Annotated in this window: 10 protein-coding genes; 3 read left to right on the top strand and 7 right to left on the bottom strand. The window is 70.0% G+C overall.

What is annotated here, in order from left to right:
- Positions 1-12: 12 nt before the first annotated feature.
- The 3 genes from ACSUPV_RS24795 to ACSUPV_RS24785 all read right to left on the bottom strand — a co-directional run bounded on the left by ACSUPV_RS24795 (position 13) and on the right by ACSUPV_RS24785 (position 6,750).
- Positions 13-4,974, bottom strand: coding sequence for an NAD-glutamate dehydrogenase (locus ACSUPV_RS24795; protein ID WP_436948574.1), 4,962 nt, complete (start codon positions 4,972-4,974; stop codon positions 13-15).
- A 492-nt stretch (positions 4,975-5,466) separates the two neighbouring features.
- A complete protein-coding gene (locus tag ACSUPV_RS24790) occupies positions 5,467-6,132 on the bottom strand; it encodes an HAD family hydrolase (RefSeq protein WP_031113046.1) in 666 nt (221 codons plus the stop codon).
- A gap of 102 nt (positions 6,133-6,234) precedes the next feature.
- A complete protein-coding gene (locus ACSUPV_RS24785; RefSeq protein ID WP_382609858.1) occupies positions 6,235-6,750 on the bottom strand; it encodes a DUF6912 family protein in 516 nt (171 codons plus the stop codon).
- Positions 6,751-7,081: 331 nt separating this feature from the next.
- On the opposite strand from ACSUPV_RS24785, the gene ACSUPV_RS24780 reads away from it, so the two are divergent.
- Positions 7,082-8,056 carry an Rv3235 family protein gene (locus tag ACSUPV_RS24780; protein WP_436948573.1) on the top strand — a complete coding sequence of 325 codons (975 nt, stop codon included), beginning with the start codon at positions 7,082-7,084 and terminating at the stop codon, positions 8,054-8,056.
- A gap of 108 nt (positions 8,057-8,164) precedes the next feature.
- Here ACSUPV_RS24780 and secA read toward each other — a convergent pair whose 3' ends face one another.
- Positions 8,165-11,011, bottom strand: coding sequence for a preprotein translocase subunit SecA (gene secA / locus ACSUPV_RS24775; protein WP_031113041.1), 2,847 nt, complete (start codon positions 11,009-11,011; stop codon positions 8,165-8,167).
- Between the two features lie 279 nt (positions 11,012-11,290).
- Here secA and ACSUPV_RS24770 point away from each other — a divergent pair, with 279 nt between their 5' ends.
- Both ACSUPV_RS24770 and ACSUPV_RS24765 read left to right on the top strand, forming a co-directional pair.
- Positions 11,291-11,857 carry a GNAT family N-acetyltransferase gene (locus ACSUPV_RS24770; RefSeq protein ID WP_031113040.1) on the top strand — a complete coding sequence of 189 codons (567 nt, stop codon included), beginning with the start codon at positions 11,291-11,293 and terminating at the stop codon, positions 11,855-11,857.
- A 159-nt stretch (positions 11,858-12,016) separates the two neighbouring features.
- Positions 12,017-13,189 carry a winged helix-turn-helix domain-containing protein gene (locus ACSUPV_RS24765; protein ID WP_359791872.1) on the top strand — a complete coding sequence of 391 codons (1,173 nt, stop codon included), beginning with the start codon at positions 12,017-12,019 and terminating at the stop codon, positions 13,187-13,189.
- Between the two features lie 27 nt (positions 13,190-13,216).
- On the opposite strand, the gene ACSUPV_RS24760 is transcribed toward ACSUPV_RS24765, so the two are convergent.
- The 3 genes from ACSUPV_RS24760 to ACSUPV_RS24750 all read right to left on the bottom strand — a co-directional run bounded on the left by ACSUPV_RS24760 (position 13,217) and on the right by ACSUPV_RS24750 (position 16,067).
- Positions 13,217-13,963 (bottom strand): response regulator, encoded by a 747-nt coding sequence (locus tag ACSUPV_RS24760; protein WP_031113037.1) that lies wholly within the window; start codon positions 13,961-13,963, stop codon positions 13,217-13,219.
- Between the two features lie 205 nt (positions 13,964-14,168).
- On the bottom strand, positions 14,169-14,864 hold the full coding sequence (hpf, locus tag ACSUPV_RS24755) for a ribosome hibernation-promoting factor, HPF/YfiA family (protein ID WP_031113035.1): 696 nt from the start codon (positions 14,862-14,864) through the stop codon (positions 14,169-14,171).
- 312 nt (positions 14,865-15,176) lie between these two features.
- Complete coding sequence (locus tag ACSUPV_RS24750; RefSeq protein WP_031113034.1) at positions 15,177-16,067, bottom strand: ComF family protein; 891 nt, start codon at positions 16,065-16,067, stop codon at positions 15,177-15,179.
- Positions 16,068-16,234 lie beyond the last annotated feature (167 nt).

Genomic DNA, 16,234 nt, shown 5'->3' with positions numbered 1-16,234 from the left:
TCCGCAGCAGCGTCATGAATGCGTCCGCAGCAGCGTCCTCATCGTGCGCATCGCCACCGACAGGTTGGCGAGGTCGAACGCGTCCGAGCTCTGGATCTCCTCCAGCGTCGTCCGGGCCCGGCCGAGGATCGCCGCGTTCTTCTGCTCCCACGCCTTGTAGCGCTGCTCGGGCGTCGAGGTGCCGTTGCCCACCGCCAGGACGTCGGCGGTCAGCGCCGCGTGCGCCGCGTACAGGTCCTCGCGGATCGCCGCGCGGGCCATGGACTGCCAGCGGTCCGCGCGGGGCAGCTCGATGATGCGGTCCATCAGCTGGGTGATGCGCAGCCGGTCGGCCAGGTCGTAGTAGACCTCGGCGACGTCCAGCGGCTCCCGGCCCATGCGGTCCGCGACCGAGACGATGTCGAGCGTCGGGAAGGCCGAGGAGAAGCCGGCCACCCGCGTGGCCAGCTCGTCCGGGACGCCGGCGCCCGTCAGCTCGTCGTAGATCTTCTGGTACCACTCCAGGTCGGCGCCGCGCAGCAGCTTCGGCAGCTGCGACCAGACCTGCTCGACCCGCTCGGCGAAGAAGTCGACGGTCCCGGCGAGCTCCAGCGGCTGCGGCCGGTTGTTGAGCAGCCAGCGCGTGCCGCGCTCCACCAGGCGGCGGGCGTGCAGCCGGATACGGGTCTGGACCTCGGCCTCGACCTTGTTGTCGAGCGCCTCGACCCCGTCCCACACCGGGGACTGGCGGAAGATCGCCCGGGCCGCGGTCTGCGCCCGCACGATCTCCTCCAGCGACGCCCCGGTCTCCTCGCGCAGCCGGTGCAGATACGTCGTACCGCCCGTGTTGACCGTGTCGTTGACCAGCACCGTCGTGGTGATCTCACGGCGCAGCGGGTGGCCGTCGAGCCGGTCGGGGAACTGCTCGCGCAGCTCGGTCGGGAAGTAGGCGTGCAGCAGGCCCTTGAGGTACGGGTCGTCCGGCAGCGAGGTGTGCAGCAGCTCCTCGGCGACCGTGATCTTCGTGTACGCCAGCAGGACCGCCGTCTCCGGCCCGGTCAGGCCCTGGCCCTGGGCGAGCCGCTCGCGGATCTGCCGGTCGGTGGGGAGGAACTCCAGCGCCCGGTCGAGGTGGCCCTCCCTGACCAGGTGCTTCATGAAGCGCTGCTGCGCGTGGAGCATGTCCTTGGACTGGGCGAGGGCGTTGGCGATCGCCGTGTTCTGCGCGTAGTTGTTGCGCAGGACCAGGCGGCCGACCTCGTCGGTCATCTCGGCGAGCAGCTTGTTGCGCTGCTTGACGGTCATGTCGCCGTCCGTGACCAGGCCGTTGAGCAGGATCTTGATGTTGACCTCGTGGTCGGAGGTGTCCACGCCCGCGCTGTTGTCGATGGCGTCGGTGTTGATCCGGCCGCCGTGCAGCGCGAACTCGATCCGGCCGAGCTGGGTGAGGCCGAGGTTGCCGCCCTCGCCGACGACCTTGACGCGCAGGTCCTTGCCGTCGACGCGGATGGCGTCGTTGGCCTTGTCGCCGACGTCGGCGTGGGACTCGGCCGAGGACTTGACGTACGTGCCGATGCCGCCGTTCCAGAGCAGGTCCACCGGTGCCTGGAGGATGGCCTTCATCAGGTCGGCCGGGGTCAGCTTGGTGACCTTGGCCTCGATGCCGAGGGCCTCGCGGATGTGCGCGTTGACCGGGATCGCCTTGGCCGTGCGCGGGAAGATCCCGCCGCCGGGCGACAGCAGCTCCTTGTCGTAGTCCTCCCAGCTGGAGCGGGGCAGCTCGAACAGGCGGCGGCGCTCGGCGTAGGAGGTGGCGGCGTCCGGGTTCGGGTCGATGAAGATGTGCCGGTGGTCGAAGGCGGCGACCAGGCGGATGTGCTCGGAGAGCAGCATGCCGTTGCCGAACACGTCACCGGACATGTCGCCGATGCCGACGACCGTGAAGTCCTCGGTCTGGGTGTCGACGCCCAGCTCCCGGAAGTGCCGCTTGACGGACTCCCAGGCGCCGCGGGCGGTGATGCCCATGCCCTTGTGGTCGTAGCCGGCGGAGCCGCCGGAGGCGAAGGCGTCGCCGAGCCAGAAGTTGTACTTCTCGGCGACCTCGTTGGCGATGTCGGAGAAGGTCGCGGTGCCCTTGTCGGCGGCGACGACGAGGTAGGTGTCGTCCTCGTCGTGCCGGACGACGTCGGCCGGGGGCACGACCTCGCCCGCGACCATGTTGTCGGTGATGTCGAGCAGCGCGGAGATGAAGGTCTTGTAGCTCCTGATCCCCTCCGCCATCCAGGCGTCCCGGTCCACGGCCGGGTCCGGCAGCTGCTTGGCGACGAAGCCGCCCTTCGCGCCGACCGGCACGATGACGGTGTTCTTCACCATCTGCGCCTTGACCAGGCCGAGGATCTCGGTGCGGAAGTCCTCCCGCCGGTCGGACCAGCGCAGGCCTCCGCGCGCGACCTTGCCGAAGCGCAGGTGCACGCCCTCGACCCGGGGCGAGTACACCCAGATCTCGAACGCCGGGCGCGGCGCGGGCAGGTCGGGGATGGCCTGCGGGTCGAACTTCATGGAGACGTACTCGTGCGGCCTGCCGCCCGCGGCCTCCTGGAAGAAGTTCGTCCGCAGGGTCGCCTTGATGACGGTGAGGAAGGACCTGAGGATCCGGTCCTCGTCGAGGCTCGCGACCTGGTCGAGGGCCGCGTCGACCTCCTCCAGCAGCGCGTCCACGATCTCGTGTCCCGCGCGCTGCCGGTCCGGCGACATCCGCGCCTCGAACAGGGAGACGAGCAGCCGGGTGGTGTGGACGTTGTTGCGGAGGGTGTCCTCCATGTAGTCCTGGCTGAACGTCGACGCCGCCTGGCGCAGGTACTTCGCGTACGCCCGCAGCACCATCGCCTGGCGCCAGCTCAGCCCGGCGCTCAGCACCAGGGCGTTGAAGCCGTCGTTCTCCGCCTGGCCGGTCCAGGTGGCCGCGAAGGCGTCCTGGAACCGCTCGCGGGCGTCGTCGCCGAGGTAGTCCACCCCGCCGCTCTTCGCGCGGGGCATGCGCAGGCCGAAGTCGTAGATCCAGGCCACGCTGCGGTCCGAGCAGCGCAGCTCGTACGGCCGCTCGTCGACGACCTCGACGCCGAGCCGGTTGAGGACCGGCAGCACCGCCGACAGGGAGATCGCGTCGCCCGTGCGGTAGATCTTGAAGCGGCGCTCCTCGGGGGCGGCACCCACCGGCTCGTAGAGGCTGAGCGCGAAGTCCTTGCCCTCCTCGGCGTTCAGCTGCTCCAGGTGGACGAGGTCGGCGACCGCGGCGCGGGGGTTGTGGTCGGCCTTGTAGCCCTCGGGGAAGGCGTGCGCGTACCGGCGCATCAGTTCGGCCGCGCGCTCCTCGCCGAGCTCGGCGTTGAGCGCGTCGGCGAAGGCGTCCTCCCAGGAGCGGGCGGCCTCCACCAGGCGGGCCTCGATGCGCTCCTTGTCGGAGTCGGACAGCTCCGGCAGCTCGGTGCCCTGCGGGACCCGGACCACGAAGTGCAGCCGGGACAGGATCGACTCGGTGTTCCACGCCGTGAAGTCGACGCTGATGCCGCCGAGCTCCTCCTTGAGGATCTCGATGATCCGCAGGCGGACGGCCGTGGTGTAGCGGTCGCGCGGGAGGTAGACGAGGGCGGAGTAGTAGCGCCCGTACTCGTCCTGGCGCAGGTAGAGGCGCAGGCGCCGGCGTTCCTGGAGGTAGAGGACGGAGGTGACGATGGACCGCAGCTCGTCGACCGGGGTCTGGAACAGCTCGTCGCGCGGGTACGTCTCCAGGATCTGCAGCAGGTCGCGCCCGTCGTGGCTGTTGGGCGAGAACCCGGCCTGTTCGAGGACCTCCTCGACCTTGCGCCGGATGACCGGGACGCGGCGCACGGACTCGGTGTACGCGGCGGACGAGAACAGCCCGAGGAACCGCCGCTCGCCCACGACGTTGCCGTCGGCGTCGAACTTCTTGACGCCGATGTAGTCCAGGTACGACGGCCGGTGCACCGTCGCCCGGCTGTTCGCCTTGGTCAGGACGAGGAGCTTGTGCTCGCGGGCCTTGGCGCGGGCGTCGGCGGGCAGCCGCTCGAAGGACGGGCTGACCGGGTGGCTCTCCTGGTCGGAGTGGTGCGGGTCGGCGCGCAGGATGCCGAGGCCGGTGCCGGGGACGGCGGCCAGGGAGTCGTCGTCGCGCAGCTGGTACTCGCGGTAGCCGAGGAACGTGAAGTGGTCGTCGGCCAGCCAGCGCAGCAGCTCGCGGGCCTCCTCGACCTGCGGTCCGGGCAGGTCGCCGGGGATGGACTCGTCCGGCAGCCCCTCCGCCAGCCGGATGGCCGCGTCCCGCATCTTGCCCCAGTCCTCGACGGCCTCGCGGGCGTCGGACAGCACGCGCAGCAGGTCGGCGGTGATCTGCTTCAGATCGGCCCGGTCGGTCTCGCGGTCGATCTCGACGTGGATCCAGGACTCGACGTGCGCGTCGTGCGGGAGGCCTCCGGCGCCGGTCGCGGGCGTGGGCAGCACCTCGATGAGCTTGCCCGTGACATCGCGCCGGACGACGAACTGGGGGTGGATGACGACGTGGATGCCTCGCCCCTGCCGCGTCAGCTCATTGGTGACGGAGTCGACGAGGAAGGGCATGTCGTCGGTGACGACCTCCACGACGGAGTGGCTGCACGTCCACCCGTTCTCCTCCACGGTGGGGGTGTGCACCCGCACGTTGGCCGTGCCCTGGGGGCGGTTCTCGGCCAGCCGGTAGTGCGATACGGCGGCTCCGAAGACGTCGACCGGGTCGCGGTCGGTGAGGTCCTCCGGGGCCGTGTGCAGGTAGTAACGCTGGAGGAACGTGAGCAGGGACTCGCGGTCCGGAGCTTCCTGGGCGTCTGGGGTCTCCTCGCCCGTCGACCCGGTCGGTAGGTGCCCCCCGACCGGGCTGTTCTCAGCTACCCGGGCGGCCCTCTCGAGCAACTCGGCCTTGGCTTCGTCCAGCTTGGTCTGCATTGTCCTCTGGCTCCTGTCGCGCGCCGTTGCGTGACGTAGAAGGAAGTACGGCCTCTGCGCTTGCGACGTCACGTCGTGACTCGGGGTATCCGGTCTGTTCCGACGCTATGCCGCAAGGTGAGAAGAGCGGGGGTGTCTGAGCCATTCTTGAGCTGCTCCACCGGTGTGACGCTGCTCTCTGCGACGCCTGGGTCCGGGTGGTGCTCGGCGTCCCGGGCGTCCTCGATGCCCCGTCCCGCCCGCGAAGACCAGCGACCGCCGCCCGGACACGGATGTCGTCCGTGCTCTCCGGGCGCAGGGCAGGGACGTCGGCGTCCCCGCGAACTATCGCGCTGATCACGCCACCAAGGCTATCGCTCCTTACAGGGCCCCCGTCATGAGCCGTATGTGTACAAAACCAGCCGTGGAAGTTTGACGTTCTGCACAGTGCCGCTACGCCGGATGCACCTGGCTGCGTCCACCCGGCATCAGCGGCAACGCCGAGCACTCTGCCTACGCCGCCAGCCGCTCCGCCTCTTCGACCGCCTCCTCCAGCGTGTCCACCACCGGCACCCCCACCGCCTCCAGACTCGCCCGACTGTGCGACCCCCCGGTGTACAGCACGGCCCGCGCCCCCACATGCAGCGCGGCCACCGCGTCGTCCGCCGCATCCCCGATCACGACGGTCCGCTCAGGATCCACCCCACTCAGCGACCCCAGATGCCGCACCATGTGCTCGGCCTTGCTGCCCCCGGACGGCCCGGTCCGCCCGTCCACCCGGATGAAGTGCGGCTCGATGCCGAACCCCCGCACCAACGGCACGAGCTCCTCGTGCACGTACATGCTCAGGATCGACTGGCTGCGCCCGGCCGACCGCCACCCGGCCAGCAGCTCCTCGGCGCCCACCGTCAGCCCGCACGTCACCCGGTGCTCCGCGTAGTACCGGTGGAAGATGTCGTCCATCAGCTCCCACTCGGCCTCGGTGGGCAGCCGCCCCATCAGCCGCTCGTAGAACTTCGGCACCGGCACGCAGTACAGCTCCCGGTACTTCTCCAGCGTCAGCGGCTCCAGCCCCAGCTCGGCGAAGGCCGCGTTCGTCGCCCCGATGATCGCGTCGATGTCATGGAACAGCGTCCCGTTCCAGTCCCAGACAATGTGCGCGCCCGTCTTCATCCCCATGCCCGAAAACGTACCCGCCCCCACTGACAATCAAGAGAACGGCACCTCAACGCGCCCCCCGGTCAGGAGCGTCCCCGAAACGCGCCCCCGGTCAGGAGCGTCTCAGTCCCCGCGGCCCACCAGGTTGGGGATCTCCTGCGTGGCGAACCACAGCAGCTCGTGGTCCTCGGCGCCGTCCACGACGAACTGCGCGTCGTCGTCCCCGCCGTCCGCCGCCGGCAGCGCGTCCGCGGCCGCCGTCACGTCGGCCTCCGCGTCCGCCGCGTCGACGTGCACCGACGCCGCCTTGGCGAGCGGTACCGCACCCGCGACCCGCACCTCACCCAGCGCCGCCGGATCGAGCCCCCGGTCGGGGTCGGCGCCGGCGGCCCGGTCGGCGATGTCGACGGCGACCACGACCCGGCGCCGGGGCGCCTCCGGGTCGGCCGCCAGCAGCCTCAGCGAGGCCAGCGCGGCCCGGCTCAGCGCGGCGTACTCCAGTTCCTCGATGTCGTCGGAGAGGTACCACTCGCGCAGCCCGGGCGTCACGGCGTACGCGACGAACGGCCCGGCTCCCAGCTCACCCGTCTTGTACGCCTCGGCGAGACCGGGGAGGGTCAGGGGCACGTAGACACGCATGGCTGGCCGCTTTCGTGGTCGGTTTCAGGGTCGGTGTTCAAGGTCAAGAGCTCCGGACGGCCTTCAGGATACGTGCGGGGCGTCCCCTTTCGAGTCCCGGCCGCTGACGCCGAACGCGTCCACCTCAGGCCCGGAATTCACCCGGCGCGGCCCGGCACTGACGGGCTCCACGTCCCCCGTATCACCCGGATAGGTGAACATTTCGGCGCCCAGAACCCGAAGCCCGCTCCCTTGCCCCTGCCCCCGTCGGCCCCGTACAAGATCAGCAACTCGAAGTTACTCCCCGGTATCAGCCGGGCCCACGGAACGGGGACCCCCCATGCACAAGGTCATGACCAGGGCACACCGCCCGACCACCCGCCCACCGTCCCGCCGAGACCAGCGCACCCCCGGCGCCACCACCCCACGCGCCACGGACAACACCTCCGCGCGGGCCACCGGAAACGCCTCCACTCCACCAGCGACAGAAGGCCACACCCCGCCAGGAGCCGCCGGAAGCCCGAACCCGCGCACCACCACTCCGCCCACCCCGTGCACCACCACCCCACCAGCGGCAGCAGGCCACACCCCGCCCCGAGCCGCCGCAGGCGCGAACCCTCGCTCCGCCACCCCACCGGCCACAGCAGGCGGCACCCCGCCGCGGACCTCCGGCAACGCCGCAGCAGCCGACACCCCACCGCAGACCTCCGGCAACGCCGCACCACCCCGCACCCCCGGCGGCGGCTCCGGCCGCACCCGGGCCGCAGCCGGCGGGCGGCCCCCGGCGACCTCCCGGTCCCCACGCCCTCACACCCGCCCCACCGACACCCGCCCACCGACCCTCACGCGCTCCCGCACAACACCCCGCAGGACGACAGCCGGCACCACCCCGCCGTCCACGGCAGCCACCACCCGGCCCACCTCAGAGCCCACCCCCGGCCTTCCGGCGCAGGGCTCCCGCTCCCACCGAGCCGCCGCGAACCCCCACCTCCTGCCCACCGACCTCTTCGCCGACCTCCTCCTCGCCGTCCTGAGCGGCCACCGCCCCGTCCACTCGATGCTCCGCCACACCCGTGGCCGCGCCTACGACGAACTGGCCTGGCTGGCCGAGCGCGGCCCCCTGCGCACACGCGGCGCCCGCCCCGTCGTCCGGGACATCGGCTACTTCGAACCCCGCCCCGGCGCCATCGAGGCCTTCGCCCGCATCGGCGCCGGTGACCAACTGCGCGCCATGGCCTTCCGCCTGGAACTCGGCCAGGACCTCCGCTGGCGCTGCACGGCGGTGGAACTGGGCGGCCCCCGCCCACCCCGCGCCGAGGCCGACTGACCCTCCGGCCCGCCCGGGGCCACCGCCCCGGTCCCCTCATGCCGAAGGGCCGGACACCCTCAGGGTGTCCGGCCCTTCAAGCCACTACGGTGTCTCAGCCACCGTCACTCACTTCTTGCGGCGGCCCCGGCTCTTCGCCTGCTTGCGGCGCTCCGCGCGCGTGAGGCCGTCGGCCTCGGAACGCACCGGCTCGCCGTCCTCGGTGAAGTCGCCCTCGATGGTGCCGCCCTCGCCGTCGACGGTCGGCGCGGAGAAGTGGAGGTTGCGCCGCTGCGGGACGTCGAGCCCCTTGGCACGGATCTCCGGCCGACCACCCGTCTGCGCCGGCACGGCGTCGTGCTTCTCCAGGTCGGCCACGGGCTTGGCGTCCTCGACCGGGACCTCCTCGACCTGCTGCTCCACCTGGACCTCCAGGTTGAACAGGTAGCCGACGGACTCCTCCTTGATGCCCTCCATCATGGCGGTGAACATGTCGAAGCCCTCACGCTGGTACTCGACCAGCGGGTCCTTCTGCGCCATCGCGCGCAGGCCGATGCCCTCCTGGAGGTAGTCCATCTCGTAGAGGTGCTCACGCCACTTGCGGTCGAGGACCGACAGCACGACCCGGCGCTCCAGCTCACGCATGATCTCGGAGCCGAGCTGCGCCTCACGCGCCTCGTACTGCTCGTGGATGTCGTCCTTGATGGAGTCGCCGATGAACTCGGCGGTCAGCCCGGCCCGGTCGCCGGCCGCCTCCTCCAGCTCCTCGACGGTGACCTTGCACGGGTAGAGCTGCTTGAAGGCGCCCCACAGCCGGTCGAGGTCCCAGTCCTCCGGGAAGCCCTCCGCGGTCTCGGCCTGGACGTAGGCGTCGATGGTGTCGTCCATGAAGTGCTGGATCTGCTCGTGCAGGTCCTCGCCCTCCAGGACACGACGGCGCTCGCCGTAGATGACCTCGCGCTGGCGGTTGAGGACCTCGTCGTACTTCAGGACGTTCTTACGCGTTTCGAAGTTCTGCTGCTCGACCTGCGACTGGGCGGAGGCGATCGCGCGCGTGACCATCTTGTTCTCGATCGGCACGTCGTCCGGCACGTTCGCCATGGACATCACGCGCTCGACCATCTGGGCCTTGAACAGCCGCATCAGGTCGTCCCCGAGGGAGAGGTAGAAGCGGGACTCGCCCGGGTCGCCCTGACGGCCGGAACGACCGCGCAGCTGGTTGTCGATCCGCCGCGACTCGTGCCGCTCGGTGCCGAGCACGTAGAGCCCGCCGAGCTTCTCGACCTCATCCTTCTCCGCCTTGACGGCCTTCTCGGCCCGCTCCAGCGCCTCGGGCAGGGCGTGCGCCCACTCCTCGATGTGCTCCTCGGGGTCGAGGCCGCGCTGGCGCAGCTCGGCCTCGGCGAGGTCCTCGGGGTTGCCTCCGAGCTTGATGTCCGTACCACGACCGGCCATGTTCGTGGCCACCGTGACGGCGCCCTTGCGGCCGGCCTGGGCGACGATCGTCGCCTCCCGGTCGTGCTGCTTGGCGTTGAGCACCTCGTGCTGGATGCCGCGCTTGCTCAACTGCTGCGAGAGGTACTCGGACTTCTCGACGGAGGTGGTTCCGACGAGGATCGGCTGACCCTTGCGGTGCTTCTCCTCGATGTCGTCGACGACCGCCTCGAACTTGGCGACCTCGGTCCGGTAGATCAGGTCCGACTGGTCCTTGCGGATCATCGGCCGGTTGGTCGGGATCGGCACCACGCCGAGCTTGTAGATCTGGTGGAACTCGGCGGCCTCGGTCATGGCCGTACCGGTCATGCCGCACAGACCGGGCTGTTCCTTGCCGTTGTGGTCGTGGCGCTTGTAGAGGCGGAAGAAGTTCTGCAGGGTGATCGTGGCGAGCGTCTGGTTCTCGTCCTTGATCGGCACCCCTTCCTTCGCCTCGATCGCCTGGTGCATGCCCTCGTTGTAACGGCGGCCGGCGAGGATACGTCCGGTGTGCTCGTCGACGATCATGACCTCGTCGTCGATGATGACGTAGTCCTTGTCCTTCTTGAAGAGCTCCTTGGCCTTGATGGCGTTGTTCAGGTAGCCCACCAGAGGGGTGTTCACCGACTCGTAGAGGTTGTCGATGCCCAGCCAGTCCTCGACCTTGGCGACACCGGACTCGTGGATGGCGACCGTGCGCTTCTTCTCGTCGACGTCGTAGTCGCCGGTCTCCTCGATGCCCTTGAGGGGCTGGCCGGCCTCGCCGCGCTTGAGGCGCTTCACCAGCTTGGCGAAGTCGCCGTACCACTTGGTGGCCTGGTCGGCCGGGCCGGAGATGATCAGCGGCGTACGGGCCTCGTCGATGAGGATGGAGTCGACCTCGTCGACGATGGCGAAGTTGTGGCCGCGCTGGACGAGCTCGTCCTTGGACCACGCCATGTTGTCGCGCAGGTAGTCGAAGCCGAACTCGTTGTTCGTGCCGTACGTGATGTCGCAGGCGTACTGCTCTCGGCGCTGAGCCGGCGTCATGTTGGCGAGGATGCAGCCGACGCTCAGACCCAGGAAGCGGTGGACGCGGCCCATCATCTCGGAGTCGCGCTCGGCCAGGTAGTCGTTGACCGTGATGATGTGGACGCCTTCGCCGGACAGCGCGTTCAGATACGCCGGCAGCGTGCCGACGAGGGTCTTGCCCTCACCGGTCTTCATCTCGGCCACGTAGCCCATGTGCAGGGCGGCGCCGCCCATCATCTGCACGTCGTAGTGACGCTGGCCCAGGACGCGCTTGGCGGCCTCGCGGACGGTGGCGAAGGCCTCGGGCAGCAGGTCGTCCAGGCTCTCACCGTCGGCGTACCGCTGCTTGTACTCATCGGTGAGGGCCCGCAGCTCGGCGTCGGAGAGGTCGACGAAGTCCTCTTCGATGGAGTTGACCTGGTCCGCGATGCGGTGCAGCTTGCGCAGGATCTTGCCTTCGCCTGCACGCATGATCTTCGAGAGGACGGACACGGGGGTTGGTCTCCTTGCCGGTCGGGCCTGGGACGGTCGGTTACCACTTGACTTACTGAGCAACGGCCATCGTATGCGAGGACCCCACCGCGCCGGGAGGGCCTGCCGTGACGGCGACCGTCCGCTGCTTCCATTCTGATTCACGTCTGCTTCAAAGGGGACAACGTCCGCGCCCCACGGATAGTGCCGCATCCCGCCACCGAATTGCACCAGGCGTGATCACTCCCTCACCGAGGGCAAACACATGGCACCTATGGCCGCCTCCGAGAGAATCGGCCGATGGACCCCGTCACCCTCACCACGGACCGCCTCCTGCTGCGCACGGTGGGACCCCAGGACACCGACGCGGTGTACGACGCCTGTCAGGACCCCGACATCCAGCGCTGGACCACGATCCCCTCCCCCTACCTCCGCGAGCACGCCCAGAGCTTCACGGAACAGCTGGCTCCCGACGGCTGGGCGGACGGCTCCATGTTCACCTTCGGCGTCTTCCTCCCCTCCGGGGAGCTGGCGGGCATGCTCGGCATCACCCTGCGCGCCCTGGGCATGGGCGAGATCGGCTTCTGGACCGCGAAGCAGCACCGTTCCCGGGGCTACATCACGGAAGCCGCCCTCACCGCCTGCCGCTGGGCCTTCGTCCACGCCGCGCTCGACCGCATCGAATGGCGCGCGGAGGTGGGCAACCGGGCCTCGCGCGCGGTGGCGGAAAGAGCGGGCTTCACGATCGAGGGCACGCTGCGCGCCGCGACGAACAACAAGGGAGTACGCCGAGACACCTGGATCGGCTCCTTGCTCCCATCGGACCTGGGCCTCCCGTCGACGGCACCGTACCTACCCGCTCCCTAGCTGCGGGCAATCGTGCCGCTAGGGCGGCACGGGCCGGCGCAGCGGCGCCCCGCTGCGCCGGGTCGCGCACCCACCCCGCCCCAGCCGCCACGTCCTGCACCACGAACCAACCCCGCAGGCACCCCCCACTGTCAGTCCCACCCCCTATCGTGCGGACCCATGACCACCCCGCGCCCCACAGCAGAGCTCACCGCAGACGAGGCCCGCAGAATCGCCCTCCGCGCCCAAGGCTTCCTCGGCGTCCCCGACCGCCGCTCCGGCGTCCGCGGCGTCCTCCGCCACCTGGGCGCGATACAGCTCGACACGATCTCGGTCCTGGCCCGCTCCCACGAACTCGTCCCGTACGCCCGCCTGGGCGCGGTGGGCCGAAAGACAGTGGAGAACGCGTACTGGAAGGACACGCACTCCTTCGAGTACTGGTCCCACGCGGCCTGCATCCTCCCCATCGAGGAGTGGCCCCACTTCGCCTTCCGCCGCCGCGCCTACCGCAACCGCCCGCACTGGAACCACGAACTCCCGGACGGCGCCTACGACCAGGTCATCGCACAGCTCCGCGCCGAAGGCCCCCTGACCGCGACCGAGTTGGGCGGCGCGAAGAAGACGAACGACTGGTGGGACTGGTCCGGCTCCAAGGTCGCCGTCGAACGCGCCCTGATGTACGGCGAGGTGGTGTGCGTGGAACGCCGCGGCTGGAAGCGGATCTACGACCTCGCGGAACGCGCCATCCCGAACGACCTGCTGCACGACGAGCTGGACGACACCGAGTGCCTGCGCCGCCTGGTCCGCCTGGCGGGCCAGGCCCTCGGCGTCGGCACCCGCGCGGACATCGCCGACTACCACCGTCTCAAGGGCGAGCAGGTCGACGCGGTGATCGCCGACTCGGGCCTGGTCCCGGTCACGGTCGAGGGCTGGGCCAAGCCCGCCTGGGCCGATCCCGCGGCTCTGGAGACACCCCCGCGCGGCCGTCACCGCACAACGCTGCTGTCGCCTTTCGACTCCCTGATCTGGGAGCGGGCGCGCACGGAGCGGATATTCGGCTTCACGCACCGCCTGGAAGCCTACGTCCCCAAGCAGAAGCGGGTGCACGGCTACTTCGCGATGCCGGTCCTGGCCGGCGGCCGGCTCGTGGGCCGCGTGGATCCCGCCCGCGAGGGCCGCACGCTGGTCGCCAAGCAGGTCACGCTCGACGGCCCGAAGGCGGTCCCGTCCGTCGCCCAGGCCCTGGCCGAGGCGGCGACCTGGGTCGACTGCACGGACGTGCGCGTGGACCGCGTCGACGCCCCGGACCTGCGCGAACCCCTCGTGAAGGAACTGGCCGGCATTCTCGGCTGAGACCGAGACCGAGACCGAGACCGAGAGCTAACGGATCTCGAGGATCTTCTCCCGCATCGCGTACACCACCGCCTCCATCCTGGAGTGCAGCTGCAGCTTCTCCAGGATGTTGCGCACGTGGTTCTTCACGGTGTTCTCGGAGATGAACAACTCCTTGGCGATGTCACGGTTGTTCATTCCCGTGGCGACGAGCTTGAGGACTTCAAGTTCACGGTCGGTCAGACGCGGCGCCGGCACCAGCCGGCGCTCGTCCGTGCGCTGGATCATCGACTTGAACTCGGTGAGCAGTTTCGACGCCATGGACGGGCTGATCTGCGACTGTCCGTCGGCGACCGCGCGAATGGCGGTGGCCACCTCGTCCGTGGAGATCTCCTTGAGGAGATAACCGGTCGCGCCCGCCTTGATGGCGTCGTAGAGATCGGCTTCCTCGTCGCTGATCGTCAGCATGATGATCTTGGCGCTGGGTGCCACCTCCTTGATGGAGGTGCACGCCTCGATGCCACCGCGCTTGGGCATCCGTACGTCCATCAGAACGATGTCGGGCAGCAGATCGGCGGCCTTCTCGACCGCCTCGGCGCCGTCGCCCGCCTCGCCGACGACCTGGATGTCCTCCTCGGCGGCGAGCACGATCTCCAGGCCACGGCGGAACAGGGCGTGGTCGTCCACGACAAGGACTCTGATGGGTTCCTTGCGTGGAGTCTCCGTGTCCGGGCCCATGCCGACGACGCCGTCGTCGGCATCCCCGTCACGCATCGGTCCGAAGCTGTCCGCCATCGTTCCTCCCCCTGAAGGCTGTGGCCTGTGGTCCTGAGCCATCGCCAACCCAGAGCAACGACCCACCGGTTGGGCTGTGGCCACCATGATTTCATGCCCGGGCGGCGCCGGGGTGACGGAGCGGGGCGCGAAGTGGTCGCACAGGGGTGCCCCTGGGGGCGCACACGCGCTCCAGGGGCACCTTCTCCGCTGTCACCCGGCACGGTCAGCCGCCGAGCGCACCGCCCGCCTCGGGGGAGTGCGCCTGTGTGACCATCGTGTCCGTGCTGAGATGGATCACGCCGTAGTCATAGGCGTGCCGTCGGTAGACGACACTCGGTTCCTTGGTCTCGGAGTCGACGAACAGGTAGAAGTCGTGCCCGACCAGCTCCATCTCGTAGAGAGCCTGGTCGAGGGTCATGGGGGCTGCGACGTGGGTCTTCTCGCGGACGACGATGGGGCCGTCACCTTGTACTTCCAGCGAGCCGATCTTCTTCGTGGGCACGGTTTCCGGCTCTTCCTCGGAGGCCGTCACCAGGCCGTTCCCGTTGAGCGTCGCCACACCCGGGACGTGGTCGGCGACCTCGGCGGCCGGAATCCGGCGCGCGCCACGGCGCGAGAACCGCTTGTCGTGCTGCCTGCGCAGTCGGGCTTCCAGCTTTTCCGCCGCCAGGTCGAGCGCCGCGTACGGATCGCTCGCCGCTGCCTCCGCCCGGATCACCGGACCACGGGAGCGGAGGGTGATCTCCACTCGGTCACAGCGGTCGGCCTGCCGCGGGTTGGGCTCCTTGGACACCTCGACGTCGAGGCTGATCACCTTGCCATCGAGCTTCTGGATCTTCTCCAGCTTCAGCTTCTCGGCCACGTGCTTCCGGAACCGCTCGGGCACCTCGGTCTTGCGGCCCTTGACGACGATGTCCACGCAGAACTCCGTTCCCGGATCGCTCCGCCTCGCTGCGGAGCATCTCCCTTTTTGCACCAGGCTCCGGTGAACCCCGGAACCTCGGACTCGGTGACTTCCACCTCCTCCCCCGGGGGCGAGATCTCCACTCCACCGGCGCGAGTGATGAAGAAAAACCCGCAGCACGGCATTCGGATTTGAGAGGTGTGGCCTGCGGCTTTCCCTCTCAACCGAACATATCTCGCCCGGACGGATGTCGTCACCCTCTACCGCGGCGTACCTCCGTTCAGGTGAATAGGCCCTCTCGTTACCTGCAACGACGCAAGATCTCAGTCAGTTCCGGTTTATTTGGAAAGACTCCGGTGACGCCGCGACCACTGCCGCGCACACCACGTCAACGACTCCGCCGGCGCCGCCCGCGCCCGCGATTCCCGGCCGGCCGGGCCGCCGGCCCGTCCTCTCTCGCGTTGATCCGACGTTCTGTTCCTCTCTGCTTTCCCATGTCTCTCCCTCGTACACGGCCGCGGTCCACCCAGCGTTCGAAATCGGCCCCGCCGCCCGCACCGCCCGCGCGGCCTCCGCCAGGGACGCTCCCGTGGTCATCACGTCGTCGACGAGGACGACCGGGCCCTCGCAGAGCAGCCGGGCGGCACCGGGCGCCACCGCGAGCGCGCCCGCGAGATTGCCCTGCCGCTGGCTGGAGTTGAGCCGCGACTGGTCGGCCACGGCCCGCTTCTGCCGCAGCACGCCGAGCACCCGGGCCGGGATCCCGCTCCCGCGCAGCCGGCCCGCCGCCGCGAGCGCGATCCGCCGCGCCGGATCATGTCCCCGGGCCCGCACCGCCCGCCGCCCGGACGGCACCGGCACGAGCAGCACGGGAGCCCCGCTCCACCGCGACGACACCATCCCGGCCCCCACCGAGGCCGAGGCCCCCTGAAGACCGGCCATGACCGCTCCGGCCAGGGCCACCCCGAGCGGAGCCGCGAGTGCCAGGGCGCCCCGCTCCTTGTGGGCCAGCAGTGTCGCCCGGACCTCGTCCGCGTACCGAGCGGCCGCGTGCACCACCGGCAACCCGGGCGGCTCCGGCACTGGCCGCACGCGACTCACCGCGGCTGCGCTCAGCACCGCACGGCACTGAGCGCAGAGCACCGCACGAGGCCTCCCACAGCCCCCGCACTCCCCCGGCAGCACCAGGTCGGTGAGGTCCTGCCACCACCCCCGCATGGACACCACTGTGCCGACCCGGGCCCGCCCCGGCCACCCCTGTGGAAAACCACCGACGAGCGCCTGTGGACAAGTCACGGCTCGCCGATCCGCCCGTCCCTCACACGAGTGATGGCCGTCCTGCCGGGGGCCAATCCGGGGCCCCCGGGTGCCCGCGGTGCCCACGC

It is taken from the genome of Streptomyces sp. SudanB52_2052 (genome assembly GCF_964272415.1).
Taxonomy (GTDB): Bacteria; Actinomycetota; Actinomycetes; order Streptomycetales; family Streptomycetaceae; genus Streptomyces; species Streptomyces olindensis.
The sequence above is the reverse complement of the archived record's forward strand: the minus strand, read 5'-3'. Positions and strand labels throughout refer to the sequence as shown.

Excerpts from the sequence above, each read along its gene's own strand:
- ACSUPV_RS24750 (WP_031113034.1), bottom strand. The coding sequence starts at position 16,067 with ATGCGGGGGTGGTGGCAGGACCTCACCGACCTGGTGCTGCCGGGGGAG.
- ACSUPV_RS24785 (WP_382609858.1), bottom strand. The coding sequence starts at position 6,750 with ATGCGTGTCTACGTGCCCCTGACCCTCCCCGGTCTCGCCGAGGCGTAC.
- ACSUPV_RS24765 (WP_359791872.1), top strand. The coding sequence starts at position 12,017 with ATGACCACCCCGCGCCCCACAGCAGAGCTCACCGCAGACGAGGCCCGC.
- ACSUPV_RS24790 (WP_031113046.1), bottom strand. The coding sequence starts at position 6,132 with ATGGGGATGAAGACGGGCGCGCACATTGTCTGGGACTGGAACGGGACG.
- ACSUPV_RS24780 (WP_436948573.1), top strand. The coding sequence starts at position 7,082 with ATGACCAGGGCACACCGCCCGACCACCCGCCCACCGTCCCGCCGAGAC.
- ACSUPV_RS24760 (WP_031113037.1), bottom strand. The coding sequence starts at position 13,963 with ATGGCGGACAGCTTCGGACCGATGCGTGACGGGGATGCCGACGACGGC.
- ACSUPV_RS24795 (WP_436948574.1), bottom strand. The coding sequence starts at position 4,974 with ATGCAGACCAAGCTGGACGAAGCCAAGGCCGAGTTGCTCGAGAGGGCC.
- ACSUPV_RS24770 (WP_031113040.1), top strand. The coding sequence starts at position 11,291 with ATGGACCCCGTCACCCTCACCACGGACCGCCTCCTGCTGCGCACGGTG.